General features: G+C 50.7%; 25 protein-coding genes and 1 pseudogene. 20 read left to right on the top strand and 6 right to left on the bottom strand.

Annotated elements, in window-relative coordinates; translation table 11 throughout:
- Nucleotides 1–45: 45 nt before the first annotated feature.
- Nucleotides 46–161, bottom strand: a pseudogene (locus QQK89_RS01415) (cell wall hydrolase); the annotation flags it as partial.
- A 214-nt stretch (nt 162–375) separates the two neighbouring features.
- Between QQK89_RS01415 and cyoE the strand changes: the two are divergent.
- From cyoE to QQK89_RS01400, 3 genes are all read left to right on the top strand, one after another.
- On the top strand, nt 376–1,251 hold the full coding sequence (cyoE, locus tag QQK89_RS01410; RefSeq protein WP_284236936.1) for a heme o synthase: 876 nt from the start codon (nt 376–378) through the stop codon (nt 1,249–1,251).
- Between the two features lie 95 nt (nt 1,252–1,346).
- On the top strand, nt 1,347–1,973 hold the full coding sequence (locus QQK89_RS01405) for an SCO family protein (protein ID WP_284236625.1): 627 nt from the start codon (nt 1,347–1,349) through the stop codon (nt 1,971–1,973).
- A gap of 3 nt (nt 1,974–1,976) precedes the next feature.
- Nucleotides 1,977–2,915, top strand: coding sequence for an AEC family transporter (locus QQK89_RS01400; protein ID WP_284236624.1), 939 nt, complete (start codon nt 1,977–1,979; stop codon nt 2,913–2,915).
- On the opposite strand, the gene QQK89_RS01395 is transcribed toward QQK89_RS01400, so the two are convergent.
- Complete coding sequence (locus QQK89_RS01395) at nt 2,893–3,246, bottom strand: toprim domain-containing protein (RefSeq protein ID WP_284236623.1); 354 nt, start codon at nt 3,244–3,246, stop codon at nt 2,893–2,895. The two genes, QQK89_RS01400 and QQK89_RS01395, sit on opposite strands and share 23 nt — an antisense overlap.
- A 415-nt stretch (nt 3,247–3,661) precedes the next feature.
- Entirely contained in the window at nt 3,662–4,822 is a 1,161-nt protein-coding gene (locus QQK89_RS01390) for an MFS transporter (protein WP_284236622.1), read from the bottom strand.
- A 234-nt stretch (nt 4,823–5,056) separates the two neighbouring features.
- Between QQK89_RS01390 and QQK89_RS01385 the strand changes: the two genes are divergently transcribed.
- The 16 genes from QQK89_RS01385 (at nt 5,057) to QQK89_RS01310 (ending at nt 22,454) form a co-directional block, all read left to right on the top strand.
- Complete coding sequence (locus QQK89_RS01385; RefSeq protein WP_284236621.1) at nt 5,057–5,515, top strand: hypothetical protein; 459 nt, start codon at nt 5,057–5,059, stop codon at nt 5,513–5,515.
- Nucleotides 5,516–5,561: 46 nt separating this feature from the next.
- Complete coding sequence (locus QQK89_RS01380; protein ID WP_284236620.1) at nt 5,562–6,713, top strand: transglutaminase domain-containing protein; 1,152 nt, start codon at nt 5,562–5,564, stop codon at nt 6,711–6,713.
- 35 nt (nt 6,714–6,748) lie between these two features.
- Nucleotides 6,749–8,824: a peptidoglycan D,D-transpeptidase FtsI family protein gene (locus QQK89_RS01375; RefSeq protein WP_284236619.1), complete on the top strand. Its 2,076-nt coding sequence runs from the start codon at nt 6,749–6,751 to the stop codon at nt 8,822–8,824.
- 191 nt (nt 8,825–9,015) lie between these two features.
- A complete protein-coding gene (locus tag QQK89_RS01370) occupies nt 9,016–9,981 on the top strand; it encodes a metal ABC transporter solute-binding protein, Zn/Mn family (RefSeq protein ID WP_284236618.1) in 966 nt (321 codons plus the stop codon).
- Between the two features lie 32 nt (nt 9,982–10,013).
- Nucleotides 10,014–10,826 carry a metal ABC transporter ATP-binding protein gene (locus QQK89_RS01365; protein WP_284236617.1) on the top strand — a complete coding sequence of 271 codons (813 nt, stop codon included), beginning with the start codon at nt 10,014–10,016 and terminating at the stop codon, nt 10,824–10,826.
- Nucleotides 10,827–10,836: 10 nt separating this feature from the next.
- Nucleotides 10,837–11,793: a metal ABC transporter permease gene (locus tag QQK89_RS01360; protein ID WP_284236616.1), complete on the top strand. Its 957-nt coding sequence runs from the start codon at nt 10,837–10,839 to the stop codon at nt 11,791–11,793.
- A complete protein-coding gene (locus QQK89_RS01355; protein WP_284236615.1) occupies nt 11,790–12,662 on the top strand; it encodes a metal ABC transporter permease in 873 nt (290 codons plus the stop codon). Before QQK89_RS01360 ends, QQK89_RS01355 begins: the two co-directional genes overlap by 4 nt.
- A gap of 442 nt (nt 12,663–13,104) precedes the next feature.
- Nucleotides 13,105–13,857, top strand: a complete 753-nt coding sequence (locus QQK89_RS01350; protein WP_284236614.1) for a Cof-type HAD-IIB family hydrolase — start codon at nt 13,105–13,107, stop codon at nt 13,855–13,857.
- Nucleotides 13,858–13,864: 7 nt separating this feature from the next.
- Nucleotides 13,865–14,350 carry a DUF456 domain-containing protein gene (locus tag QQK89_RS01345; protein WP_284236613.1) on the top strand — a complete coding sequence of 162 codons (486 nt, stop codon included), beginning with the start codon at nt 13,865–13,867 and terminating at the stop codon, nt 14,348–14,350.
- 16 nt (nt 14,351–14,366) lie between these two features.
- Nucleotides 14,367–15,092: a ThuA domain-containing protein gene (locus QQK89_RS01340; RefSeq protein ID WP_284236612.1), complete on the top strand. Its 726-nt coding sequence runs from the start codon at nt 14,367–14,369 to the stop codon at nt 15,090–15,092.
- A 39-nt stretch (nt 15,093–15,131) separates the two neighbouring features.
- Nucleotides 15,132–16,772, top strand: coding sequence for a putative polysaccharide biosynthesis protein (locus tag QQK89_RS01335; RefSeq protein WP_284236611.1), 1,641 nt, complete (start codon nt 15,132–15,134; stop codon nt 16,770–16,772).
- 111 nt (nt 16,773–16,883) lie between these two features.
- Complete coding sequence (locus QQK89_RS01330) at nt 16,884–18,464, top strand: copper amine oxidase N-terminal domain-containing protein (protein ID WP_284236610.1); 1,581 nt, start codon at nt 16,884–16,886, stop codon at nt 18,462–18,464.
- Nucleotides 18,465–18,500: 36 nt separating this feature from the next.
- Nucleotides 18,501–18,848 carry a thioredoxin family protein gene (locus QQK89_RS01325; protein WP_284236609.1) on the top strand — a complete coding sequence of 116 codons (348 nt, stop codon included), beginning with the start codon at nt 18,501–18,503 and terminating at the stop codon, nt 18,846–18,848.
- A gap of 175 nt (nt 18,849–19,023) precedes the next feature.
- A complete protein-coding gene (locus QQK89_RS01320) occupies nt 19,024–19,956 on the top strand; it encodes a COX15/CtaA family protein (protein WP_284236608.1) in 933 nt (310 codons plus the stop codon).
- Nucleotides 19,953–21,719 carry a UbiD family decarboxylase gene (locus QQK89_RS01315; protein WP_284236607.1) on the top strand — a complete coding sequence of 589 codons (1,767 nt, stop codon included), beginning with the start codon at nt 19,953–19,955 and terminating at the stop codon, nt 21,717–21,719. The genes QQK89_RS01320 and QQK89_RS01315 overlap by 4 nt, the downstream gene beginning before the upstream one ends.
- A 27-nt stretch (nt 21,720–21,746) precedes the next feature.
- Nucleotides 21,747–22,454: a Cthe_2314 family HEPN domain-containing protein gene (locus QQK89_RS01310; protein ID WP_284236606.1), complete on the top strand. Its 708-nt coding sequence runs from the start codon at nt 21,747–21,749 to the stop codon at nt 22,452–22,454.
- Between the two features lie 136 nt (nt 22,455–22,590).
- On the opposite strand, the gene QQK89_RS01305 is transcribed toward QQK89_RS01310, so the two are convergent.
- Nucleotides 22,591–22,833: a NifU family protein gene (locus tag QQK89_RS01305; RefSeq protein ID WP_284236605.1), complete on the bottom strand. Its 243-nt coding sequence runs from the start codon at nt 22,831–22,833 to the stop codon at nt 22,591–22,593.
- Nucleotides 22,834–22,920: 87 nt separating this feature from the next.
- On the opposite strand from QQK89_RS01305, the gene QQK89_RS01300 reads away from it, so the two are divergent.
- Entirely contained in the window at nt 22,921–23,151 is a 231-nt protein-coding gene (locus tag QQK89_RS01300) for a YuzB family protein (RefSeq protein WP_284236604.1), read from the top strand.
- Nucleotides 23,152–23,171: 20 nt separating this feature from the next.
- On the opposite strand, the gene QQK89_RS01295 is transcribed toward QQK89_RS01300, so the two are convergent.
- Together QQK89_RS01295 and mqnE are read right to left on the bottom strand one after the other, a co-directional pair.
- Nucleotides 23,172–24,239: an NAD(P)/FAD-dependent oxidoreductase gene (locus tag QQK89_RS01295; RefSeq protein ID WP_284236603.1), complete on the bottom strand. Its 1,068-nt coding sequence runs from the start codon at nt 24,237–24,239 to the stop codon at nt 23,172–23,174.
- A gap of 71 nt (nt 24,240–24,310) precedes the next feature.
- Nucleotides 24,311–25,414, bottom strand: a complete 1,104-nt coding sequence (gene mqnE, locus QQK89_RS01290) for an aminofutalosine synthase MqnE (RefSeq protein ID WP_284236602.1) — start codon at nt 25,412–25,414, stop codon at nt 24,311–24,313.
- Between the last annotated feature and the right edge of the window lie 118 nt (nt 25,415–25,532).

The following is a 25,532-nucleotide window of genomic DNA, read 5'->3' as shown; positions in this document are numbered from 1 at the left end:
ACGCGCAGTATCAGGGCAAGCACCCGAAGGATGGGAGAACCATTACGCATTGGACGCCGGACGTTGCCGCTCGCCGTTGACGACACGTCTGGCCAAGCATTATCTTTGTCTCGTGCGCTCTGATAGAAGTAACCTTTCCTTGTAGCCTCAAAGCCTCCTGGTCTCTTCCTTCTTCGTAAAAAGAGTTGGGCACTTGACTACATACCTATAGTATTGAAGGCGGGGCAAAAGGGTTCCATATTTATTGTCACAATTTGAATGGCGAATTGATGAACAATGGCTATGAACATTGTCATGACATCTAATTTTCTGTATGATTAAAAACGATTCATTATTGAAAATGTATAGGCTCGCGAATGTCGCGTGCCTTGTTGCATAACTCGGGAGGCTCGCTTCGTGTTGAAAGATTTAATTGCATTAACCAAACCACGGCTGCTCCGGCTTAATGTATTTGCTGCAATAGGCGGTTTCTGGGTCGCTTCCAAATGGGATTTCGACTGGCTGAAGCTGCTATGGGTCGTTCTTGGCTCGGCGATTACGATCGGTTCCGCTTGCGTTATTAACAACTACTGGGACCGTGAACTGGACCAGAAGATGGAGCGTACGAAAGGACGCGCGTTGCCGATGGGCCGTTTGAAGCCGGGCTTTGTTCTCGGATACGGTATTGTGCTCGGCATTGTAGGTCTTACGATCTTGTTTGCTCTTGTTAATCCGGTTACCGGCTGGCTTGGTTTTCTGGGCTGGTTCGTTTATATTTTCATCTACACCATTTGGCTCAAACGCACGTCTACGTGGAGCACGTCAATCGGCGGTATTTCCGGGGCAATGCCTCCGGTGCTTGGTTATTGCGCGGTAACAACCGAGATTGATATGGGAGCATGGCTCTTGTTTGCCTTTCTGTTCCTGTGGCAGCCGGCGCATTTCTGGTCGCTTGCGATTCGCCGTGTTGAGGAATACCGTGCGGCAGGTTTCCCGCTATTGCCCGTGGTGAAAGGAATTAAACGGACGAAGCTGCAAATGATTCCGTATGTTGTTCTGCTTATTCCTACTTGCGTACTGATGTACACCTATGGCTATACGGGGATCGTATTCCTGATTCTGTCCGTAATTGCTGGGATTGTATGGGCTGTTCATACGATTCAGGGGCTTAAGGCGGAAAATACCGAGAAATGGGCGAAGGTCAACTTCCTTATTTCCGTTAACTATTTGATGGTCATCTTTATAGTCATGATGGCAAATACCGTGAAGTAACCTGTAAGTTATAGCTTTCGAGTCGAGAATTACCGAGGCTGGCCCCGTTTGGCCAATGGTACGGTAATTCTTTTTAGGGGAGGACGAGAACTGTAATGGTATTTCTCAAGAAGCACAGCTTCAAAATAGCTGTACTGGCACTTTGTTTGGCAATGGGCATTTATTTATTCATTACGAACTACTCCTCAGACGATGGCAATAAAATGCCCGTCCAGATGGCTGCACCATCATTTGCATTGCAAGATATTAACGGCAATGAGGTTTCGCTGGACTCTACAAACGGCAAAGCAAGACTGGTCTACTTCTATTGGGCAAGCTGCCCGGATGTATGCCCTCCAACTACGTTTATGATCTCCGAGGTAGAGGATCAACTCCGCGATGCGGGGCTTCTGGGCACGAAGGTAGAGCTGATCTCGATTACCTTCGATCCGACTAAAGATACTCCGGATGTCATACGGGACTTCGCAACACGCAACTTTGCGGAGCTGGATAAAGGCGGCTGGGACTTCCTTCGCGGCGATGACGAGGAAGCTTCGATTAAGTTGGCAAGAGATTTTGGCGTCAGCGTGAAAAGGGATGAGGCAACAAATTCATTCATACATATGAACGTCATTACGCTCGTTGACAAGAAAGGCCAAATTCGCAAATGGATTAACGGCAGCGACGAATCCCTAACACCGGAAAGCATGGTGGCCGATTTGAAGCAGCTCGCGAAGGAATAAGCGATGGACATCTTTTGGCATATATTATGGAGCAACGTATTGCCGCTCACATTGATGATAGCTGTAGGCTTCACAATGCAGCGGCTTTTTTCTTTGGATATCAAGACCTTATCGAAATTGAACTTTTATGTATTTTCTCCGGCCGTTATTTTTAATCTGCTCTATACGACAGACATCTCCGCAAGCTTGATCGGACAGGTCTTATTGTTTGTCGTTTTGTTTATGACGCTGCAGGCTTTAGCCGTAGAAACGGCCGTCCGCTTGCGAAAGCTTGAGGGAGGCATGCGCGGCGCGATGCGCAATAGCGTGCTGTTCTACAACAGCGCCAATTACGGCATTCCGCTTAATCAGTTGGCTTTTTCGGCTAATCCGTTTACGCTGTCGATCCAGATCATTGTGATGGTTACGCAGTCCCTGCTGCCAAATACGTTTGGCATCTACAGCGTGAACGCGCATCGGATGAGCTTCCGTTCCACGCTGCGCACCATCTTGTCTCAACCGATTATTTATGTCATTCCGGTTGCGTTTGCGCTGCATGGATTTCATGTCCAATTGCCTCAGCCGGTGGAGACGCCGATTACGTATCTGTCTAATGCCTTTATCGGCACGGCGCTTGTTACGCTTGGCGTGCAACTCGGCAATATGAAATGGGAGCTTAACCCCGTTCTGATCAAAAACGTACTGCTCGCGAACGGCTTGCGTCTGATCGGCGGTCCTGCATTAGCCGCCCTTGTCGTATGGGGACTAGGCTTTTTCATGACGATTGACCATTTGATGGCCGCGGCTTTAATTGTATCTTCATCGGTTCCGACCTCGCTCAGCAGCGTGCTGCTTGCCGTCGAGTTCGATAATGAGCCGGAATTTGCATCGCAAGCGGTATTTCTATCGACCGTAATAAGCATCGTTACGGTAGCGGTTGTTATATTCCTTCTTCATATTTGACCGGATAATGTATATATTCTTCGAGGCCGGCCTTTTCCAGCTGCTCAACGAGGTAATCTTCGGGCGTATGTTCAACGCCCGGATATCCGCGGCGCGTATAGATATGTTCGGCATCCGGGAACAAATCGCGCAAGATACCGCGGATCCGCTTGCCGGAGGAATCGTTATCCGTGAATATATAGACGTCTTTATTGCCGACCTGCTTGCGGAGCTTCTCCAGTTGGACGGTACCAGGCGTACCGAAGGTGCAGAAGACCGGAACCGATTCATCAAGCACCCGGCGAATACGGCTTTTGTCGTTTTTGCCTTCCACAATAATGGCGATTTCCATAGCAGTCACCAGCCTTTTATTCTGTAGGTTCTTACACGTAGTTTAGCGATATTCACCTGCGGGAACAAGAAAAAAATTCCTCATCCGCGATTGCACAAAAAAGGGACGGAGCCTAGTGGCTCCGTCCCTTTTTTATTTTATTTCGAAGGGGAATCTTCTTAATAAAGGCCGCCGCAAAGTGTGCAAACGATGATAACGAGCAGGATGAACAATACGAGGATGGACCCCACAGAGTTGTGTCCGCCGCCGCGGTGTTCGCTTACTGGTGAAACATGAATATCAGACATCTAAGTCACCCCTCTCAAGCAAGCTTAAACGTCATCCGGCCGAGCAACTGTCATCCCTGGACATTTGCTCTTCGTGGCCACCTGACATGATGCATTATATGCCCGGTGTAGTTAATGGCCTTGTGCATTCACCTAGGTTTATGAAAAATGGGTATGAGCGTATTTCGGCGGTGGAAGGGCAGGATCGAGACGCCTAGCATTAAGCCGAGAAAGGCCAAATAATACGGGGATAATTGGTCCCGCAGCTGACCGGCTAACATGGGTCCAAGGAAAGCGCCGATGGAATAGGCAATCGAGAGGACGGAAAAAATCCGGCCGTATCTCGCGCCTCCACTGAGCTCAATAAGCAGAGTTGAAATGGCCGGAAGCACGATGCCTTTGGCCATGCCGACAAGGAGCAGCAGCATTGCGAAAGGAACCGCCGCATGAGCCGCTATCGTGAAATAGACAAGAGCTAATGCAAGAGCTCCCCATAAGGTCCGGTAGTAGGGAGACAGCTTGTTCAAGAAGAGCATGCTTAGCGTGATCAAGGCTCCGAGACTAACAACGGAAAACAAAATGCCGGTCTCCATCATTCCTTCCTTGGAAGTCGACATAAGCGGAAGCTCGAAGGACAATATGCCTTGGGCGCAGCTGATCGCGATCGGCAGCACGAATACAAGCCACGGTATCGGAACATCCATTGCGACAGCAGGCTTTAAGCTTGTTGAATCGGGTATTTCCGCTTTGGAGGCCGGAACGGGTTTAATGTCGCGTATGAAGAACAATGCGCAAACCGCCGTAACGATAAGCACCCAGCCAAGCAAATAGAAAGCGGTGGTAAAACCGATCTTAGCGACCAGATAAGCACCTGCTGCCGGCGATACGACAGTCGCAAGCGTATGGACAAGTCCGTTGCCGGCCATTAACTTTCCTTGTTTGGTCACGTCGCTGGAGATCCGCGCGAGCAGCGCGAGACATGCCGGGGACAAAAAGGCCAGTACAAAGCCGCTGATCGAGCGCAGGATAAGCAGTTGCCACGGATCGGTTACTTTGGATTGGAACAGCAGCACGATACCCGCGCCCATTAGACTGAAGACGATAAACAGCCGGCTTCCGTACCGGTCCACTCCGTAACCGGCTATAATATTGCCGGGCAAATGCGTGATCGAATACATGCCCATCATTAGTCCGATGAAGGAAGGGGCCGCTCCGATGGATATCGCGAATGGCGTAAGAATCGGGTATTGCGCATGCAAATCAAAAAAAGCGACGAACAGAAACAGATAAAGCCAGATTGCGGTTTTCAACGGTTACGTTCCTCCCTGCCATTACATCTTTAATCTACTTGTACGTGAAAGATGGACAGGATATGTCTACGGCAATGCAAAGCCTACGTTTACGGCATATTATGGGTGGGTTATAATGTTTGATAATAGGACATTGCGCGAGTTATAATAGGGCTACTGCTTACGAAGCAAGAATTACCACAGTAAGCATAATCCCACTACTTATGCGATAATTCTTTTTAGGGGGATAATTTGTTGCAAAACTACTTTGATTTTTCCGGTTATGATTGGGACGCGTGGAGCACCTTTTTGCAGGATCATTGGTTAGTTCTTGTTATTGCGCTGGTCGTGCTGCTCTTTATCATCAGAGTCGTGAAGACATTTGTGAAATGGGCGTTGGTCCTGGTTATTGTAGTAGGTATCGTGGCATACAGCGGCTATACATTGGATGATGTGAAGTCCATTGGTACGCAGGCTATCGACAGCTTGAAGCAAGAAGCCGTGTCAGCCATGGCGGGAGAAGTAGAGAAAGCAACGTTTACATCCAATTCCGACGGAAGCTTTACCGTGAAGACGGAGAATCTGGAGCTGTCGGGCGTTCCCGGCTCCGGCGAAGTAAGCGTAAAGTTCCACGGCAAATCGGTTGGAACGATGAAGATAGATTCAACCATTCAGGCGCTGATTGATCAAGCCAAGGCGAATGGAAAAGCATAGATAAACAAAAGAACATGCAAGCTGCTATAGGCAAGGAGGGGTTAACATGATGGAATGGATACGCGCAGGGACGGTTTGGGAACCGGTCTCGCTAATCGTTCTTCTCCTTCTGCTTGTTTCGTTGCTGCAAGGGATGAGAAGAGGCGCGTCGGGCTCAGCGAGGCGTCTTTTCTTTTTTGTCTGGGACGCAGTCATCATGATCGTCTGCCTAGTACTAGCCGGGCGGATTGCGGGAAGCCTATCTCCTAAGGCAGCGGAATGGCTTACCGCTCATGTCGATGTGCCGCAGCGCGAGCTTAGTGCAACCTTGCAAGCGTGGTATACGTTTATTACTAGTCTGCGGGATTTTGCGCTGCTCCGGTACGGGATTTTGTTTCTCGTCTCTTATCTGCTGCTACGGTTAGCCGCATCGTTTCTCTCTCCGCTCCTGGAGATGTTATTTGCGAGCCGGCAAAGACCTGGCAGACACGAGAGCATGGAGCGTCCTCCTGGAGGACAAGCCGCCAGCCGCGCGGCCGGTGCCGTATTTGGCACGGTTCATGGCGCGGGACGGGCTTTTGTATTTGTTGCGATTTTGTTCATTTATGTATCGCTTGCGCCAAACGGTCTTTGGTCAAACCTTATTCAGCAATCGCCTTTATACTCGAAGGCATCGGCCGTACTCGAGCCGGTGGCGGGCGATATGTTGACCGGGCGGGGCCCTGTACTCGCCGAGGCCGTTCAGGCGGAATTCCAGAACGTCTTGCAGCGTAAATATGAAATCGTCGATTACAACATCCCGGCCGATATCGAGCAGGCCGCCCTTCAAATTACGAAGGACAAGAGCAACGAGGAAGAGAAGGCGAAGGCCTTATATGACTGGCTGGGCAGCCGCATCGCCTACGATTGGGATAAAGCCAACAATTACGTGGATAACGGCGTGTGGAAGGAACAGACGCCGGAGGAGACGTTCAAAACCCGCGAAGGCGTATGTATTGACGTGGCCCGTTTGTATGCCGTGATGGCACGCGCATCCGGTCTTGAGGTGAAAGTCGTTACCGGTACGGGTCTCGACGGACGCGGCGGTTCCGGTCCGCATGCGTGGAATGAAGTGAAGATTGACGGTGGAACATGGATTCCGCTTGATGCCACATGGGCATCGTCGGGCGATTGGTTTAATCCGGATGATTTCGACAAGACTCACATCCGGGCGGTATAAATAAAGTCAGATTTTTTAACAAGAGGTGAACAGGCTTGCATGATGATCCGCAGAAACGAGAAATAACGAATCGTCGCCATTTCTCGTTTCGTTTGAACTTTTTCTTCTTTGTCGTATTTGGACTATTTAGCGTTCTTATTATTCAGCTTGCTATTTTACAGTTTGTCGACGGCCCTAAATTAAGCGCGCAAGGCAGCCAGAAGAGCACGAGAAGCGTCAAGATTGCGCCGATCCGGGGCAATATTTACGATTCCTCAGGCGCTCCCATTGCGTATTCGACTTCGACGCAATCGCTGTATTTCACCATCTCTCCTGATTTCAAGGACGGGGATGCGGAAGCGATCGCCGCGAAGCTGGCTGAAGTATTTGATAAATACGGTGAAACCGATCCGAAGAAGCAATTGACGGTGGAAGATATTATCCGTCAGATGGACCTTGATTTCCGCCGGAATACGATCTCTACCCCACGGCGTATTAAGACCGGCTTAACGGATAAAGAGATCGCCTATTTCAGTGAGCACAAGTCGGAATTCAAAGGAATCGATATCGTTGAGGAAAGCGTCCGCAACTATACGGAGGACACGGTAGCCGTGCAATTGGTCGGTTATTTGAAGAAGTTCAAAGGTGTCCGCGAGTCGCTTGATTTCTACAAGGATAAAGGGAATGAAGACGATCCGCAGCTGCAATATCTGGATGATGAAGACGTAGGCTACGACGGTCTTGAATATATGTATCAGGATATTTTGCGCGGCAAAAACGGCCTGAAGACTTATCCGGTAAACAATGCGGAGCGGATTATCGGACCGGTCCAGATCACGAATCCCCAAAAAGGCGATGATCTGTATCTGACGATTAACCGCAATGTGCAATTAACAACGGAACAAGCGATCGTTGACCAGATTCATAAAATCAGCACGTCGAGTAATAAAGCAGAACGCGCGGAATATGCAAAGATCGGTTTCGCTGTCGCTATGGAAGTGAACACGGGCAAGGTTGTTGCCATGGCGAGTATGCCGGACTATGATCCGAATATCTGGTTTGGCGGCAAAATCAGCAATGAAGACTATAAAAACTTTGAGTCCGTCTTGAACAACGGTACGATTAGAGAGGTATTCCCTCACTATGAGACGGACAAAGAACGGAATCAGCATCCGTCTTCCCTTGTACCACCCGGTTCGACCATGAAGCCGCTCTCCGTATTGATCGGCTTGAAAGAGAAATTGTTTACGACTTCGAGCACTTATTATGATAACGGCGCTTTCTTCTTTGGTGCCAAAGGGCATGAGGTTCGGATCGGTAACGCGTCGAACCATGCTTACGGTTTGCTTGACCCGGCATCGGCGATTGCCCATTCCTCCAACCCGTTTATGGCGAAGATGGTGGGCAACAACCTGTATGAGAAGTATGGCAAAAAAGGCGTCGATATTTGGGATAACTACATGAAGCAATTTGGCCTTGGCGTCTTGACGGGCAGCGGTCTGCGAGGCGAATCCAAAGGTACGATCGACTACTACCACGAAGTCGAGACGGCCAGCGCACAATCCGCATTAGTGCGGGCGGCGTTTGGCCAGCAGGCGCGTTATACGCCGCTGCAGCTCGTGCAGTACGCCGCAATGCTTGCGAACCACGGCAAACGGATGAAGCCGCAGTTCGTCAACCAGATTAAAGACGCGGACGGTAATGTCGTTCAGAACTTTAAGCCTGAAGTGCTGAACACGGTTGATTTCCCTGAAGCATATTGGAATGAGATCGAGGACGGCATGTCCCGGGTTAACGTGCAGGGCTTTGAGGGCGTAACGTATACGTACGAGAGAAAAACAGGTACGGCTCAATCCGACGTAGCCGGCCGCCGCGCGGATAACGCGGTATTTATCGCTTATGCGCCAAGAGAAAATCCAAAGCTGGCCGTAGCGGTTATTATTCCGGACGGCGAGTTTGGCGGCTGGGGCGCTGCTCCGATTGCGCGTAAGATCTTTGACGCGTACGATTACGAAGTTGGCTTAGACGGTCCAGCGGGCAAACTGAGCGATCCTGCTAACCAGTCTTCTAATGGTTCGACAAACGCGGGTACAACCAACACAACCGGCAACACAACTACAAATCAGCCATAAACGCGGCTTCACAAGCTGTTTCTGGAGATTCGATAAGAATCTTTGGAGACAGCTTTTTTATTTTTGAAACCTTCTTAAAACAAATTTCGTATAAATGTTGCATCAGAGAAACTTTTTTGAATAGTATAAACAAAGAGGCGTTAAGCTAACTAATGTTCGTCCATGCAAAACTTGGGGATGGGGGATGTGTCATGCGGCTATTGAAGAAGCAGAATTCCGCGATCAAGCGATTTATAATGACCCTTTTATTTTTGGCATTAAGTGCCCTTCTGGTGACGGCTTGCGGGGCGGACCAACCGGGAGGAAGCGCGTCGGACGGGAAGCTGAAGGTAACGGCTACAACAGGCATGATTGCGGATGTGGCACAGGAAATAGGCGGCAGCGATGTCGCGGTTACAGGCCTCATGGGATCGGGGGTTGACCCGCATTTATACAAGGCGTCCTACGGCGATGTGAAGAAGCTGGACCGGGCGGACATTATTTTTTATAACGGCTTGCATCTGGAAGGAAAAATGGCGGAGATGTTCGAGAAGCTGGAGAAGCGCAAGCCTACCGTGGCCGTGTCTTCCCGGATTCCGGAATCGGAGCTGAGATCGTTCCCGGGCGGAGGCAGCCAGTCTCATGACCCGCATATTTGGTTCAACGTAAAGATGTGGATTTCGGCGGCAGAGGTCATTCGCGATTCGTTGATCGAGAAGGATCCCGAGCATGCGGATGGATATAGGGAAAGAGCGGCTGTGTATATCGGCGAGCTGGAGGAGCTTGACCGGTATGCACGCGAGCAGATTGCCTCGATTCCCAAGGAGAGAAGAATACTCGTTACCGCGCATGATGCATTTGGTTATTTCGGTGACGAATATGGCCTGGAAGTGACGGGGTTGCAAGGGATGAACACGATGTCGGAGTATGGATCGAAAGACGTCAGCTCCTTGCGCGATTTCCTCGTGGAGAACAAGATCAAGGCCGTCTTTATCGAGTCCAGCGTACCGAAGAAAGCGATAGAATCGGTTATAGAAGGCGCGCGTTCGAAGGGGCATGAAGTGAAGATTGGCGGCGAATTGTTCTCCGATGCGATGGGCGAGGCCGGCACCGTGGAAGGAACCTATATCGGAATGGTTAAGCATAACGTGGATACGGTCGTTCGGGCGTTGAAATAAAAGTTCAGAGGATAAGAAAGCGAGTGATGGCGATGTCCAGTGCAAAAGTGCAATCGGAAGCATCCGTAATGGAACGGGGAGACGTTGTATCTCCCTTGACGGTAAGCGGGTTAAGCGCGGCGTATCAGAAAAAACCGGTATTGCGCGGCGTCACTTTCACGGTAACGGAAGGCGAGCTGATAGGGGTAATCGGCCCTAACGGCGCCGGTAAATCAACGATGATGAAGGCAGCCCTTGGTCTCATCCCCCGCCTCGGAGGCGAGGTGCTGGTGTACGGCAAGCCTTACAAGCAGCAGCGCAAGCTGGTTGGTTACGTGCCGCAGCGCGAATCCGTGGACTGGGATTTCCCGACGAATGCGCTGGACGTTGTTATGATGGGCCGTTACGGGCATTTGGGCTTGTTCGGACGCCCGGGAGCGAAGGAACGCGCGATTGCGATGGAGTGCCTCGCCAAGGTGGGCATGGCGGATTTCGCGGCCCGTCAGATCAGCCAGCTGTCCGGCGGACAGCAGCAGCGGGTTTTCCTGGCGCGAGCGCTAGCCCAAGACGCCAGCTTGTATTTTATGGATGAACCGTTCGCCGGCGTTGATGCCGCTACGGAAAAAGCGATCATTACGCTGCTCCAGGAACTCAAGCAGCAAGGGAAGACCGTTATTGTCGTCCATCACGATCTGGCGACGGTGGAGGAATATTTTGATTCGGTACTGCTGCTGAATGTCGAGCTTGTTGCTTACGGCCCAACAAAAGACGTATTTACGCAAGAGCTGCTTCAGCATACGTACGGCGGCCGGCTGGCGTTTCTAGAACGGAACAGTCTCGCGAAGACGGACAACAAGAAAGGGTGAGCAGGCGAAGATGAATACGTTATGGACGCTACTCCAGGATCCGAACATGCAATGGATTCTAATCAGCTGTACGCTTCTTGGGCTTAGCAGCGGCATCATCGGTTGCTTCTCGTATTTGCGGAAGCAAAGCTTGATGGGCGATACGCTTGCGCATGCGGCATTGCCGGGCATTTGCATTGCTTTTATGCTGACAGGGACGAAGTCTATCCTCTACTTCCTGATCGGAGCAGGCATTGCTGGCGTGGCGGCGACCTTTGGCATCGGCTGGATTACGCGCCATTCGCGCGTTAAGCATGATGCGGCCATGGGTATTGTGTTATCCTCCTTCTTCGGCCTCGGCATTGTTCTGCTCACGATCGTACAGCATGGAGGTTACGGGAATCAGGCCGGTCTGGATAAGTTCTTGTTCGGTCAGGCGGCATCCATGGTAGGCTCCGATGTTCTCACCTTATCCATCGTTAGTCTGCTGCTCGTATCGGTGTGTTATCTTCTGTTCAAGCAATTTAAGCTGGTATCCTTTGATCCCGGGTTTGCCAAAGGTCTAGGTTATCCGGTTGCTATTCTCGAGCAGCTGCTAATGTTCCTGATGGTTGTAGCGGTGGTGGTAGGGATTCAGGCGGTTGGCGTTATTCTGGTTGCGTCTTTGATTATTACGCCGGCGGTATCCTCAAGATACTGGACGGATCGGCTAGGCGTTATGGTGGTCGTGTCCGGCATATTTGGCGCGTTAAGCGGGGCAACGGGGGCGATCGTCAGCTCGACGGGAGCGAGCCTTCCGACAGGACCGCTTACGGTACTGGCCGCAACATTGCTGTTTGTTGTTTCCCTGCTCATCGGGACCAAACGGGGATTGCTGGTTCGCAGACTTGCGCAACAGCGGATGAAGCGGAGGCTTGGTTACGGGTTCGAGGAACAGGCGGCAACGGCATCGGTTGATGATCGGATAAATAAGGAGGCGGCTTTATGAGCGACTTCTGGATTTTGCTGACGGGCGTGTTGGTCGCGGCCTGCAGCGGCATACTGGGTACGTTTCTTGTTCTCCGCAAAATGGCCATGATCGGCGATGCCATTAGCCATTCGGTTATGCCCGGTATCGTTATAGCTTTCCTGCTCAGCGGCTCGCGGGATTCTCTTCTGATGATGGTAGCCGCTATGGCTTGCGGTCTATTTGCAGTCTTCCTCATTCAGCTGTTTCAGAATAAAGGCGTGCAGGCGGATGCCTCCATCGGAGTCGTGTTCACGGCCTTGTTCGCGATTGGCGTCTTGCTGGTCAGCTTGTTCGCCAGACAGGTGCATCTGGACCAGGATGCCATTCTATACGGCGAGATAGCGTATGTCCACTGGAATACATGGATCGTAAACGGCATGGATCTCGGGCCAAAAGCGGTATGGCTACTGGGCGTGACGCTCATTATTATCGTTGCGGTCATCAGCTTGTTCTACAAGCAATTCAAGCTTTGCTCCTTCGACCCGGCGCTTGCCGCCGCTTGCGGCATTCCGGTCGCGCTGTTCCATTACCTGCTTATGGGCATGGTATCGATGGCAACCGTTAGTTCCTTCGAAAGCGTAGGCGCGATTCTTGTTGTCGGGATGCTCATTATTCCGGCCGCTGCGGCTTATCTGTTGACGGACCGGCTTGGCATGATGATCGTATGGAGCGTTGGAGTCGGCATCCTCAGCGTCTTTGCCGGTTACGGCGTGGCCGTAGCGCTCGATGCTTCCATCGCAGGGTGTATCGTCTGCGCGGCAGCCGCGTTGTTCGTGCTCGCTTTTCTCTTCTCGCCGTCTCACGGCATTGTCGCGAAGAAACTCCGCCTCCGCAAGCTGGCGGCTTAATAACTCTTAACCCCCGCCTCATAAGAGGGCGGGGTTTTTGTCATGTTCTTTTGTCATGCTCCGTCCTAAAGAAATCATTTTCGTTATATGATGCGGTTATTTCCTTAATCGGATAAAGTGTGTTCATAAATGCCAGCCGTTCAACCTATTAGGAAAAAGATTACCTTATACGGAAATCCGTTTCCGCTCTTTATGCAAGAAGTATATTAGATGGGGGACATGGCCGAAAGACATGCCGTTTAAGGAAATTCATTTCCTTAATAGCGAAATTTTCGGGATAGCTGGGCGAGATAGCGAAATCACGGGATAGCTGGGCGAGATAGCGGGGTAGCAGGAGCGAGATAGCGAAATCACGGGTGGATGTAATCATCGCGTGATTTGGTATCTCCTCCTTAATCTGTGCTAAAATATTGCATAGTAGAAACAAGCGGGAGGTCGCAGCATGGGAAATTATAAATTAATCGCATTAGACATGGATGGCACGCTGCTGAATGAGCAAAGCGAAATCAGCGGCGAAAACGCGGAATGGATTCAGCGGGCGCTGGATGCCGGCATTACCGTAAGTTTTTCTACCGGCAGGGGGTTCCGCGGGGCTCTTCCGTTCGCCGAGCAGCTGAAGCTGGAGACGCCGATGATTACGGTGAATGGCAGCGAGATTTGGCAGAAGCCTCATGTTCTGCACCAACGGACGTTGCTTAGCCCGGTGTATGTGAAGCAGCTGCACGAGCTGGCGTTGAAATACGCCGGGACATGGTTCTGGGCGTACTCAACGACCGGGATTTACAATCTGGAGAAATGGATTGACCCGGCTACGACGTACGAAGACCACCATTGGCTCAAATTCGGGTATTACACCGAGGATGACGTTGTCCGCAAACGGATCTTCGACGAAGCCAATGAATGGGGGGCGCTCGAGATCACCAATTCTTCGGAGCAGAATCTGGAGCTGAACGCGAAAGGCATTACCAAAGCCAGCGGGCTACGCGAGTTATGCGCGATGCTGGGCATCGAAATGTCCCAGGTGGTTGCGGCGGGAGACAGCTTGAACGATATCGCGGCCATTCGCGAAGCGGGCCTTGGCGTTGCGATGGGCAATGCGCAGCAGGCGGTTAAAGAAGCAGCCGATGTCGTAACTTTATCCAACAATGAGCACGGCGTCGCGGAACTTATCAAACAATATGTATTGAAAGGTTGATGCCTACGTGGATATTTTGGGCTGGTCGCTAGTCGTCATCTTATTTGTTGTCGGGATGGCCGGGGCCATCTGGCCGATTCTGCCGGGTGTATTCGCTATTTACGGCGCGTTTTTCGTATATGGATTCTTCTTCTCGTTTGAGCCGTTTGGCTGGGTCTTCTGGACCATTCAGACGCTAATTCTGATCGTTCTGATCATAGCGGACCATGCGGTCAGCGCCTGGGGAGTACACCGGTTCGGCGGCTCCAAAGCGTCCATTATAGGCAGTACGATTGGTCTGATCCTTGGACCGTTTGTCATTCCGGCGTTTGGACTTATCATTGGTCCTTTTGCCGGGGCCGTGATCGGGGAGCTTGCGGTTGGCTCGAATATCGAGAAATCTTTTAAAGTAGGGATCGGATCTTTGGTTGGCCTATTGACAAGTGTCGTCGTAAAGGTCATTCTTCAAGCAGGCATGATTATTTTATTCATCATTTGGCTCATGGCCAACTAAGGGAGATGGAAATCGGATGGTTAAGGTTACAGTCTGGAACGAGTTTCTGCATGAGAAAGAACACGAGGAAGTAAAAGCCGTTTATCCAAACGGCATTCATAATGCGCTGGCTGAAGGGATCCGCGGGGAAGGCATCGAGGTACAGACAGCTACGCTGGAAGAGCCGGAGCACGGACTTACCGAAGAGAAGCTGAACAACACCGACGTGTTGATCTGGTGGGGACATATGGGACATGACCGGGTAGACGATGCGATCGTTGAACGGGTACATCAGCGGGTTATGGACGGCATGGGTCTGATCGTACTGCACTCCGGCCATTTCTCGAAAATTTTCAAAAAGCTCATGGGCACGGGCTGCGATCTGAAATGGCGCGAAGCGAATGAAAAAGAACGGATCTGGACCGTTAATCCGGCCCATCCGATTGCCGCTGGCATTCCGGAGTACGTTACGATTGACCATGAAGAAATGTATGGCGAGCACTTTGACATTCCGGCACCGGACGAGCTTATCTTCGTCAGCTGGTTTGAAGGCGGGGAAGTATTCCGCAGCGGCTGTACGTTCTTCCGCGGCCAAGGCAAAGTATTCTACTTCCGTCCGGGACATGAGACTCACCCGACTTATTACCATCCGCATGTGCTGCAAATTATCCAGAACGGCGTGAAATGGGCTGCACCATCCGGAGCGGGCACACCGGTTCGCGGCAATCATCAACCGCTCGAGCCGATCAAAGGAAACGCATAGTTGCAACCAGCAAGTCAATAAAGAAAGAGTAGGACATCAATGAAAAAAGATTCTCTAATAAAAGGTACGTTAATATTAGCCGCAGCCGCGCTTATAGCGCGGTTTCTCGGCATTTTTCAGCGTGTTCCGCTTGACCACATTCTGGCCGAGGCCGGCGGTACTTATTTTGCCGTAGCAAACAACGTCTACCTGACGCTGCTTGTAATCGCAACCGGCGGATTGCCAAGCGCGATCAGCAAGATGGTCTCCGAGCGTTATTCGCTTGGGCGCGAGCATGAAGCGAAACGCGTCTACCAGGCGGCGTTGTTGTTTGGCATCGTTACCGGCGTCATATTGACCATCGTCCTGTATTTGGCGGCTCCCTATTATGCGATCCATATCGCAAAAACGCCGGGGGCTGAAGTGGCGATTCGAGCGGTTGCGCCAACCTTGCTTATTTTCCCTATTATCGCGATGATGCGGGGTTATTTCCAGGGTCGCCAGTTCATGATGGCAGGCGGCATGTCGCAGATTGTGGAACAGATTTTGCGCGTTATCGTTGGCGTAGCGCTTGCTTATTACGTCGTCTCGATCGCAGACGGAGGCGAGAAATGGGGAGCGGCAGCGGCAACGTTCGGCAACGTGATCGGCGGCGCAGGCGCTTTGCTCGTTATGCTCTATTATGGACGGAAGCTGAGCCGCGGCGATCTTGCGGAGCGGTCGCAAGTCGATATTGAAGCGGTCAAGGCGGCGAAAGCGATTCCGTTTCGTTCGATATACCGCGAAATTTTCACCATATCGGTACCGATTGTCATAACGGCGATGACGGTTCAAATTATTTATACGTTCGACTCGTCTTTGTTCGTTCGGTTGACGGAGACTTATTATGGTTATCATGAGGCTCTAAAAGTTCTTCGAGATCTTGGTTTCAAGGCACAGACAGTTGCCGGGATACCGCCTATTCTTGCGATTGCGCTAAGCACCTCAATCATTCCGGTCATATCGTCGGCTTATTCGCTTCGCAATACAAAAGAAGTTGAGCGTCAAGTATCGCTCGTTATGCGTATCGTGCTGTTTACCGGCGTGCCGGCGGCATTGACCATTGCAGCCGCATCGTATTCGGTGACGGGGCTGCTCTTCAAAGATACGGTCGGTTACGGCATTGTAGCGGCATTAACCGCAGGTACGATTTTCCAAATCACGATGATGACAAGCAACTCCATTCTATTCGGGCTTGGCAAACAGCGAATTCCGATGATGAGTACTTTCGTTGGCATCGCGCTCAAAATCCTGTGCAGCTATGCGCTTGCTCCGATATACGGCGTTTATGGCGTCATTATGGCGACAAGCGTCTGCTTTGTCATTATGACCTGGTTGAACCTTGAAGTGATTCGCAGGGAAGTGAAGTTTACCGTGCTGGGCAGCCGTTGGCCATCCTATATCGTTACCATCGTTATTTCGGTAGCGGCTGGTTGGGGAACGGAGGTTGGCATTCGTCATCTGACGGATAGCTGGCCGGACAAGCTGACGTATCTTGTGTCTGCAGTAATGGCCGGAGCGGTGATCGGAGCCCTATATCTGATTCTGCTCGTCTTGCTACGCGTCGTTACAATGGAGGATGCGAAGTCTTTCCCTGGTCCGCTGCGTAAGCTGTTTGTCCTGCTGCTTAAGGTGTTTCGCCGCTCGCAAACGCAGAATTAACGACATAAATCTACGATTTCCATACATTTACAAATGCTCCCTAGCTCTAGTACAATAGATAGGATTATAGGTCTATTAATCTATTACTGGCAGTGAAGGGAGAATTGTAAATTGAAAAGTCTGAAGAGATTTAAGCGGGGAATTATTCTGCTATTGTCGCTGGCGCTTGTCATTGTTGCGGGCTGTCAAGCGATCCAAGGCGTAGACTTCAATGCCGTGCTCAAAAATACGCTAAAAGTAACCTCCTCCGAAGGCAAGCAATCGGTTGAACTAAAGCTTCAGTTCAATGAGGAAGCTTATGAAGGAATGTCTGAAGAAGAAATAGCAATGATGAAATTGTTTTCGAATGTAAAACTTCAAATGGATAGCGTGAAGGTGCAGGATGCAAGCCATGCTTCCTATGCCGGCAAGCTGATCCTTGGGGATAAAGCGAGCATCGGCTTCTCAATCAAACAGTCGGATACTACGGCGGTTATTGAAGTAGAAGGAGCGAAGCTTCCGATTGTTATTGACGTTTCCGGTTCAGGGATAGGTTCCATGCTTGGAACGGCAGATCCGGATGATGCTTCTGAAGCAGGCACGGATGAAGAGGCCTTGACGGCAATCGGCAAAGAAATTACGGACAGCGCAACTTCGTTCTTCATCGACAACTTGCCTAACCCGGACAAGCTCTCGGTTAATGCGGTCCAGGAACCGATCAACGGCGTAAATACCACCTTATTCCACGTGAAGGCCGAGATGAGCGGTACTGAAATCTGGGCATGGGTGAAAAAATACGTCGATGTGCTTGCCGGGGACCGCGAGGGACTCGATACGTTCGTGAAGCAGGTCGTTGCCATCATGAGCAGCCATCCTGAGCTGTATGAGGAGATGGGCGTTAATCCGTTTGAGCAAAGCGGACTAGACGCGCCAACTACCGAAGACATGGTGAAGGAAATGACGGACGAACTCGTGGATACGCTAACTTCCTTGCAGGAAGAGCTTGCCGCGATGGAAGAAGAGAACGGCGAAGAGCGGGGCCAGATTTTTAACGACGATTCTTCGATCAAAGCCGAGCTTTATGTCGATGGCAAAATGGATATCCGCAAACAGGTCGTTGACCTGACGCTGAAACCAAGCGAACAGGCTTTGTTCCCGCTGGATGGACTGTCGCTGCATATGGAGGGCGAAATGTGGAACGTTAACGGCGATGTAGAAGCTGATGCGCCGGTCATTCCAAGTCAAGCCATTCACTCCGATCAGCTGGATTCGATGAAGGGTTACCAATTCCTTCGCATGTTCGATAAGCAATCGGCAGCCTATTCTTTGCTGGATCAGCTAGGCGTTGGCGAACAAACCGTTGAATTGTCCGTGGCATCGCGTCTGTATCCGGCAATCGTAACGCCGAAATATGTAACGATTATTCCGCTTAGACATGTAGCTGAACAGCTTGGAGCATCGGTTAAATATGATAAAAAGACGAAAAGCGTAACCGTTTATGATGAGGCGACAAACACGACGATTGTTCTGAAAGAAGGCTCCGACCGCGTAACGGTGAACGGAACAGCCAAGACATGGTCGTTTGTAACGAAAACCGTAGACGGCACTTTGTACGTGGCAGGCCGTGATTTCGCCAATGCGCTTGGCGCGAAAGTGCACTGGGACGACAGTTACGGTTATGACACCTTTGTCATTGACCGCGTTGTGCATTAATCCTGTTTATGAAAAAGCAAAATGGAGGGGACAGCTATGATCAAATTAACAACAGACGCAGCCTTCCGTGAAGCCGTCCAAGCGGATGGAATTGCCGTTGTCGTATTCAAAACCACATGGTGCGCGGATTGCCATTACATCGATCCGTTTATGCCGGAGGTAGAACAGCAATACGGCAGCCAAATCAAGTTTTACGAGATCGACCGGGACGATCTGCCCGATCTTTGCTCCGAGCTTAACATTCTTGGCATTCCAAGCTTCATCGCATTCCGGAATGGCCAAGAGCTGATTCGGTTTGTGAGCAAGCTGCGCAAAACCCGGGACGAAATCGAACAGTTTCTGGACCGTGCCGTTCAGGTTGCGGATGCCCTCCAGAAGGGATAAAAGACAATCATAACGCGGCTCGGGAGCCTTCTCCCGAGCCGTTCTTTTTTGACATCCGTATCATTGCCACGGAACTGTCACACCCTAGGAAGTGTCACATTTTCAACATGGCTTTTGACCCCTATAATCGCTATAATGAGGTGACAACAAAACCCCGAAAAAAGGTGATTTTATTATGGTTACCGGCCGTTTTCGCACGCTTGCTCTCGCATCGTGCATCGGAATGCTATTTGTATTGCTCGCCGGAGCACTAGTTACTAATACCGATTCGGGACGCGGGTGCGGCGATGATTGGCCGCTTTGCAACGGTAAGTTTATTCCCTCTTATACAATGGAAACTGCGATTGAATTTTCTCATCGCCTGATTACCGGCTTTGAAGGCATGCTTGTTGTAGCTGCCTTTGCTGCAACCTACCTGCTGTTTCGGAAAAATAAGCCAGACTTCAAGGAGCCGCTTGTGTATGCCGGCGGAGCTCTCCTGTTTACCATCGTACAGGCGCTGATGGGCGCCGCAGCTGTTGTATGGTATCAGTCTTCGGCTGTTATGGCTATTCATTTCGGTATATCTCTTATTGCATTTGCATTCACATTGCTTCTAGTCGTTTGGTCTTATCGCGTGAAGGACGGCAAGCCTAAGGAATTTGTCGTTCCTAGAGCGATTTTCCCTCGTATGCTGGCTGTTTCTATTTTTTGCTATATCGTGGTTTATCTCGGCGCTTATATCCGCCATACCGACTCCGCCGGCGGATGCCTCGGTTGGCCGCTTTGCAACGGTGAAGTGGTGCCGGAGCTTCAAGGCGCCACGGCGGCAGTCTTTGTTCACCGTGTCGGAGCGCTAATCTTTGGACTTGCTCTAATCGGGCTATATCTTCATGTCCGCCGAATCAGCGGCAAAGGGGAAGGTCTTACGAAATCCGCCGGCTGGGCGCTTATCCTTGTTATTGCTCAGATCTTGAGCGGCGCGCTGTTAACGGCAACCATCGGCAACGAGGACTGGTTCCTGTTTACGAACCTGCTTCATAATTTAATTATAACGGGCTTGTTTGGAATATTATGCGATATGTTGATACGTTCCTGGCGGCTGCGGGAAGGACGGGAAAAGGTTTGAATTTCCAAAACCTGCGTGAATTTGTAGAGGTGTTAAAAAAGGAGAACGACTTGCTTGTCATTGACGCGCAAGTAGATCCTGATCTGGAGCTGGCGGAAATTCACCGCCGCGTCATCGAACAAGAAGGACCGGCACTGCTTTTCACAAACGTGAAGGGCAGTCCTTTTCCCGTTCTGACGAATATGTTCGGTACTAGCCGCCGGGTGGATCTCGCATTCGGGACTCGTCCCGAAGAGATCATGAAGCAGATCGTTGGGGCTGCGGACCGGATCATGCCGCCAACGCCAAAAGCGTTATGGGGCGAGAGAAAACTGATGTGGGACATGCTGAAGGTAGGGATGAAAGAAGTGCCAAGCGGCACGGCGCCTATTCTTCAAACGCTGAAACGCCAGAACCCGCTGGCCGGACTTCCCCGCGTAACGAGCTGGCAGGAAGACGGCGGTCCGTTTATTACGCTGCCGCTTGTTTATACCGAAAGCATGAAATCCCGCAAAGCCCATAATTTGGGGATGTACCGCATGCAAATCTTTGATGATTCAACGACCGGCATGCATTGGCAAATACATAAAGGCGGCGGCTTCCATTACCATGAAGCGGAGCAGCGCAACGAAGCGTTGCCGGTATCCGTGTTCTTGGGCGGCCCGCCTGCCCTGATCGCCTCGGCGATCGCGCCGCTTCCGGAGCATTTGCCGGAGCTGCTTATGGCTTCCTTGATCTTAGGCGGCAAGCTACCTGTCGTATCCGATCCGCACAGCAAGCACCGGATTCCGGCAGAAGCCGAGTTTGTGATCAGCGGACAAGTACCGCCGCATATCCGCCGGCCGGAAGGCCCGTTTGGCGATCATTTCGGCTATTACTCGCTTGTACATGATTTCCCGGTGTTTAACGTCAATCATGTATGGCACCGCAAGGATGCGATCTATCCGGCAACCATCGTGGGCAAGCCCCGTCAGGAAGATTACTACTTGGGCGAATATTTACAACGTTTGCTTGCGCCGGCTTTCCCGATGGTTATGCCTGGCGTCAGCGAGTTATGGGCTTACGCGGAAGCGGGCGTACATGCGCTTGCAGCGGCTGTAGTAAGGGAATCCTATTCGCGTGAAGCGCTGTCGACAGCCTTCAGCATTCTTGGCCAAGGCCAGTTGACGCTGACCAAATTCCTGATGCTGACGGATCAGCCGATTGATCTGTCCCGGTTCGATGTTCTTCTGGAAACGGTACTTGAGCGGTTCCAGCCGCAGACGGATTTATTTGTCTTTGACGAGACTTCCCATGACACGCTGGACTACACAAGCGGTAAATTCAATCATGGCAGCAAGGCGGTTATGCTTGGCGTTGGCAAGCCGATCAGGGAGCTGCCTTCGAGCTATACGGAAGGCGTTATTGATGAGATTACGAATGCGCAAGTGTATTGCCGCGGATGTCTCGTCGTATCCGGTGCATCCTATGAAGCAGAGCCGCAACTTGCTGAACGTTTGCTAAGCCGGCTGGCAGAGCGCGGTACGGAATGGCCGCTTGTCATTCTTGTGGATGACGCCAATATCGCGCATGGACAAACCTCATTCCTATGGACGGTATTTACCCGGTTTAATCCTGCGGATGATATTTACGCCAATGCGGAAATCCGCCGCCATCATTTTGGCTATAAACTTCCAATTGTTATTGATGCGCGCATGAAGCCAGGGTATCCGGCGGAATTGTTCCCGCGCGAGGATATTACCGAGCTGGTTGACCGCAGATGGAACGAATACTTCAAATCCTAAGTTGTTAAGAGAGGCGGAGATGGCCTGATGCTGCGTTTTCTATTTGATGAACCGGAAAGGAAGCCGGAAGGCCGTCTTGCGGAAGCGATACAGCTTATGAATCAATTCATCGCCATTGTGCACGGGAAGATCGAGGCGGGCAAGGATGTTGATCATAAGCTTCGCACGTACGAGGTGTGGACGCAGGGACTGCTCGCTTCGGTTAACGAAATCGAACAGAGCTGTTATGCGGCCCGCCGCTTCAAGGAAAGGATTAAATCAACTTCCGTCAGCCAGATGTCGGAGGAGGAGAAGCTTGATTACCAGCGGTACGTGTATTTTGACAAAAATGCGTTTATCCGCATCTTTGCGCTGCTGGACAAACTGAGTATTTTCCTTAACGATCTGCTTGATATGAAGACGGAGCGGATAAAGCCGCATTTCTCTTATTTCACCGTCTTGCGCAACATGCGCGATAAGAAGGCGCATCCCGATTTGACCTGGAAGCTGAACGACATTAAGGAAAGTCTCAAAGAGCCGATGGGGCGGCTTAGGAAGCGCCGCAATACGGAAATTCACTATATGAATACGGAAATGCAGGATGATCTCGCTCAGGCTCATCAAATTTACGGGCAAGCGTTCAGGCTCGAAAATATCGAAGCACAAGCCGATGATCTCCAGCATGGTTTGCAATTAGTAACAGGTACATTACGCCTCGCCTTTGATTATGCCTGTAGACTGATTCAAACCCGTTAGGAAGAGCCGGAGCGCCGATTGGCATCCATTTGAACCGAACAAGGAAACAACGACGTACGGCCTGTTCTAGAGCGCTAAACGCTGTTGCACAAAAAAAGAGTCTTGCCTGCAGAACGCGGGCAAGACTCTTTAGCATTTAGAATACCTGCATAACTTCCTGTACGCCTTCAACCTCTTCAAGCAGCGCGCGCTCGATACCGGCTTTCAGCGTAATTGTGGAACTTGGGCAGCTACCGCATGCACCCATCAGACGAAGTTTAACGATACCGTCTTCTACGTCTACCAGTTCTACGTCACCGCCGTCGCGTTGCAGGAACGGACGCAATTTATCCAGTACGTCCAATACTTCATCGTACATTGTATCTTGTGTTTGACTCATTGCAATCATCTCCTTTCTCCCCTATTATAGTACAAAGTGCAAGGAATGAAAATGGATATCAACCGTTAAGGCCAGGTGATTACAAAATTGTCCAAACCGCTTGTCGAGTTCTGCAATGGCAATATGCATCACGGAACAGAAGACATTATGAAACAGCTTGAACGGGATGATCGGCTGAAGGTCATTGAATACGGATGCCTCGGCAACTGCGGCGAATGTTATTTGAAGCCATTTGCTTTAGTTGACGGTACGATTATCGCAGCCGATACAACAGAGGACTTGAATGACCGTATTTATGAAGCCGTCAGCAGAGATTAGTTTAAGCAATCATCCTATTATTAACCGAAATGGCGTTTCGATTTCCAGAGGATACCGCTCTTGATCAAACGCGGAATTTTCCCCATCATAGGCGTGCTGCCCATGAGGCCAAAGCCGTTCTTCTTGCCGAGGGAGCCCATTACGCCCTTCAGCTTGATTTTGCCAAGCTTAGGCGTCTTGTTGTTCCAAATCGCATGCATGACCTCTGCAATTTGCTTACCTTGCGCGCCGGCCGCTTGACCGCTTGGCGAGAATGGCAAGGATGCGCAGTCTCCGCAAATAAACACATCGTTATAGTCCGGCAATTGATGGTTTTCATTTATGATAAGGCGACCTTGTTTGTCTTTAGGAAGATTCATCCGCTGCACGATTTCAACAGGCTGAATGCCTGCTGTCCAGACCGTTACATCCGTCAGGATCGTTTGATTCGCATTGGAATCGTACAACGAACCTTGCTCAATGCGGCTTAACGAGATGTGGCTAAGCATCTCTACGTTATGCTCTCTGAACCAGGAAGCTACAAACTTCTGCAGCGATCCGGGGAAGGCCGACATAACGCTTGGTCCGCGGTCAATGATGCGGATGTTCAGATCGGAACGGGCTTCGCGCAGCTCGGCAGCTACTTCTACGCCGCTAAGACCGCCGCCGATGATCGACACTTGGCCGTAAGGCTTCACGTCGTTCAGCTGCTGATAGGTTTTGCGCGCGTTAGAAAAGGTTTGGATGCTGGAGGAGAACTCCTCAGCCCCTTCGATGCCATGGTAATTATCGGTACATCCGAGACCTACGACGAGCCACTCGTAATCGATTGGATCTTGGCCTTCCAGATGAACAAGCTTATTGTCGAGGTCGATATCGACCACTTCTCCGAAACGGGTTGTTATGCGCGGATCTTGCGGAAACTTCACGCGAATGTCCAAATCCGAAACCGTTCCGGCTGCGAGCGCGTAATACTCAGTCTTAAGACCTTGATAAGGCATGCGGTCAACAAGAACGACTTCTACGTCGATTGGCAACTGCTTCTCGATAACATCTGCCGCAATAGCCTGGCCGCCGTAGCCGCCGCCCAAAATAACAAATTTTCTCATATGATTCCCTACCCAACTCCAAAATGATGAATGACTTGTTGTGTGCCTAATATGTGCTTCAGACGACGTGATTACTCATATACTTTGATCTCGTTATAGAACGTATCTCTCTCCACAGGAATACGTCCGGCTCCTCTAATAAGCCATAATAGATCCTCACGCGTGATGCCTTCAGGCGTTAATGCGCCAGCCGCATGGCTGATTTTTTCTTTTACAATGGTACCGTGAGCGTCAGATGCGCCCATCGTTAATGCAACTTGCGTCAACTGCGTGCCAATGTTAATGAAGTAAGCTTTAATGTGCTGGATGTTATCAAGCATCAGACGGCTGATCGCGATCGTCTTCAGATCCTCATAGGCCGAATTGCGGCGGCGAATGCCGGCTTTCGGATTGATCGGCTGCATCGAGAGCGGAATGAATACCTGGAAGCCGTTTGTTTCGTCCTGCAAATCGCGGATTTGCATCATGTGGCGGACACGGTCTTCATGGGATTCAATCGAGCCGTACAGCATTGTTGTATGCGTGCGCAGGCCAAGATTATGGGCTGTGCGGTGCACTTCCAGATACTGGCTGACATCGGCTTTGTCGACGCGCATTTTTTTGCGGTAATGATCGGATAATATTTCTGCGCCGCCGCCCGTCAGAGACTTAAGGCCAACCTTCATTAGTTCTTCCAATACTTCCTTGTAGCTTAGGCCGCTAATACGCGAGAAAAAGTCGATTTCCGCAGCTGTATAGGCTTTGAGCGTAACTTCAGGGAAGCGCTCGTTCAGGGCCTTCAGGGAATCGACATAATATTGGAACGGAACATGCGGGTTATGTCCGCCTACAATATGGAACTCTCGTACGCCAGGGTGGAAGTGTTGTTCTACGTATTCGATCATTTCTTGGCCGGACAAAGTGTAGGCACCAGGTGCTCCCTCGTCTCTGCGGAAGTTACAGAATGCGCAATGCGCTTCACAAACGTTTGTGAAGTACAAACTCATATTCTCGATAAAATAGACTTTCTTTCCGTTCTTGCGAAGATTGACTTCATTAGCTAGTTGCCCAATCGTAAGCAGATCGTCCGATTGATACAGGAATACGCCGTCTTCTAGCGTCAGGCGTTCTCCGTTACGGACTTTGTCGATAATCGACTGCATTTGCTTATTGTGAGATGGAATGGCGATGTTCATCTTGGCAACCTCCTTTTTTTTGAGAATTAGGTCTGCAGCTATTGCTGCATAGGCATGTAGCCATTTATCGTTCTTGTGAACAAGAGTGGATTCGTTCTGGGCGATGCCTTTGTGAAAA

Origin of the sequence: Paenibacillus glycanilyticus (genome assembly GCF_030161375.1) — a bacterium.
Taxonomy (GTDB): domain Bacteria; phylum Bacillota; class Bacilli; order Paenibacillales; family Paenibacillaceae; genus Pristimantibacillus; species Pristimantibacillus glycanilyticus_B.
The sequence above is the reverse complement of the archived record's forward strand: the minus strand, read 5'-3'. Positions and strand labels throughout refer to the sequence as shown.

Excerpts from the sequence above, each read along its gene's own strand:
- QQK89_RS01355 (WP_284236615.1), top strand. The coding sequence starts at position 11,790 with ATGAGCGACTTCTGGATTTTGCTGACGGGCGTGTTGGTCGCGGCCTGC.
- QQK89_RS01395 (WP_284236623.1), bottom strand. The coding sequence starts at position 3,246 with ATGGAAATCGCCATTATTGTGGAAGGCAAAAACGACAAAAGCCGTATT.
- QQK89_RS01295 (WP_284236603.1), bottom strand. The coding sequence starts at position 24,239 with ATGAGAAAATTTGTTATTTTGGGCGGCGGCTACGGCGGCCAGGCTATT.
- QQK89_RS01365 (WP_284236617.1), top strand. The coding sequence starts at position 10,014 with ATGTCCAGTGCAAAAGTGCAATCGGAAGCATCCGTAATGGAACGGGGA.
- QQK89_RS01305 (WP_284236605.1), bottom strand. The coding sequence starts at position 22,833 with ATGAGTCAAACACAAGATACAATGTACGATGAAGTATTGGACGTACTG.
- QQK89_RS01360 (WP_284236616.1), top strand. The coding sequence starts at position 10,837 with ATGAATACGTTATGGACGCTACTCCAGGATCCGAACATGCAATGGATT.
- QQK89_RS01310 (WP_284236606.1), top strand. The coding sequence starts at position 21,747 with ATGCTGCGTTTTCTATTTGATGAACCGGAAAGGAAGCCGGAAGGCCGT.
- QQK89_RS01320 (WP_284236608.1), top strand. The coding sequence starts at position 19,024 with ATGGTTACCGGCCGTTTTCGCACGCTTGCTCTCGCATCGTGCATCGGA.
- QQK89_RS01325 (WP_284236609.1), top strand. The coding sequence starts at position 18,501 with ATGATCAAATTAACAACAGACGCAGCCTTCCGTGAAGCCGTCCAAGCG.
- QQK89_RS01335 (WP_284236611.1), top strand. The coding sequence starts at position 15,132 with ATGAAAAAAGATTCTCTAATAAAAGGTACGTTAATATTAGCCGCAGCC.
- QQK89_RS01340 (WP_284236612.1), top strand. The coding sequence starts at position 14,367 with ATGGTTAAGGTTACAGTCTGGAACGAGTTTCTGCATGAGAAAGAACAC.
- QQK89_RS01405 (WP_284236625.1), top strand. The coding sequence starts at position 1,347 with ATGGTATTTCTCAAGAAGCACAGCTTCAAAATAGCTGTACTGGCACTT.
- mqnE (WP_284236602.1), bottom strand. The coding sequence starts at position 25,414 with ATGAACATCGCCATTCCATCTCACAATAAGCAAATGCAGTCGATTATC.
- QQK89_RS01370 (WP_284236618.1), top strand. The coding sequence starts at position 9,016 with ATGCGGCTATTGAAGAAGCAGAATTCCGCGATCAAGCGATTTATAATG.
- QQK89_RS01400 (WP_284236624.1), top strand. The coding sequence starts at position 1,977 with ATGGACATCTTTTGGCATATATTATGGAGCAACGTATTGCCGCTCACA.
- QQK89_RS01350 (WP_284236614.1), top strand. The coding sequence starts at position 13,105 with ATGGGAAATTATAAATTAATCGCATTAGACATGGATGGCACGCTGCTG.
- QQK89_RS01380 (WP_284236620.1), top strand. The coding sequence starts at position 5,562 with ATGATGGAATGGATACGCGCAGGGACGGTTTGGGAACCGGTCTCGCTA.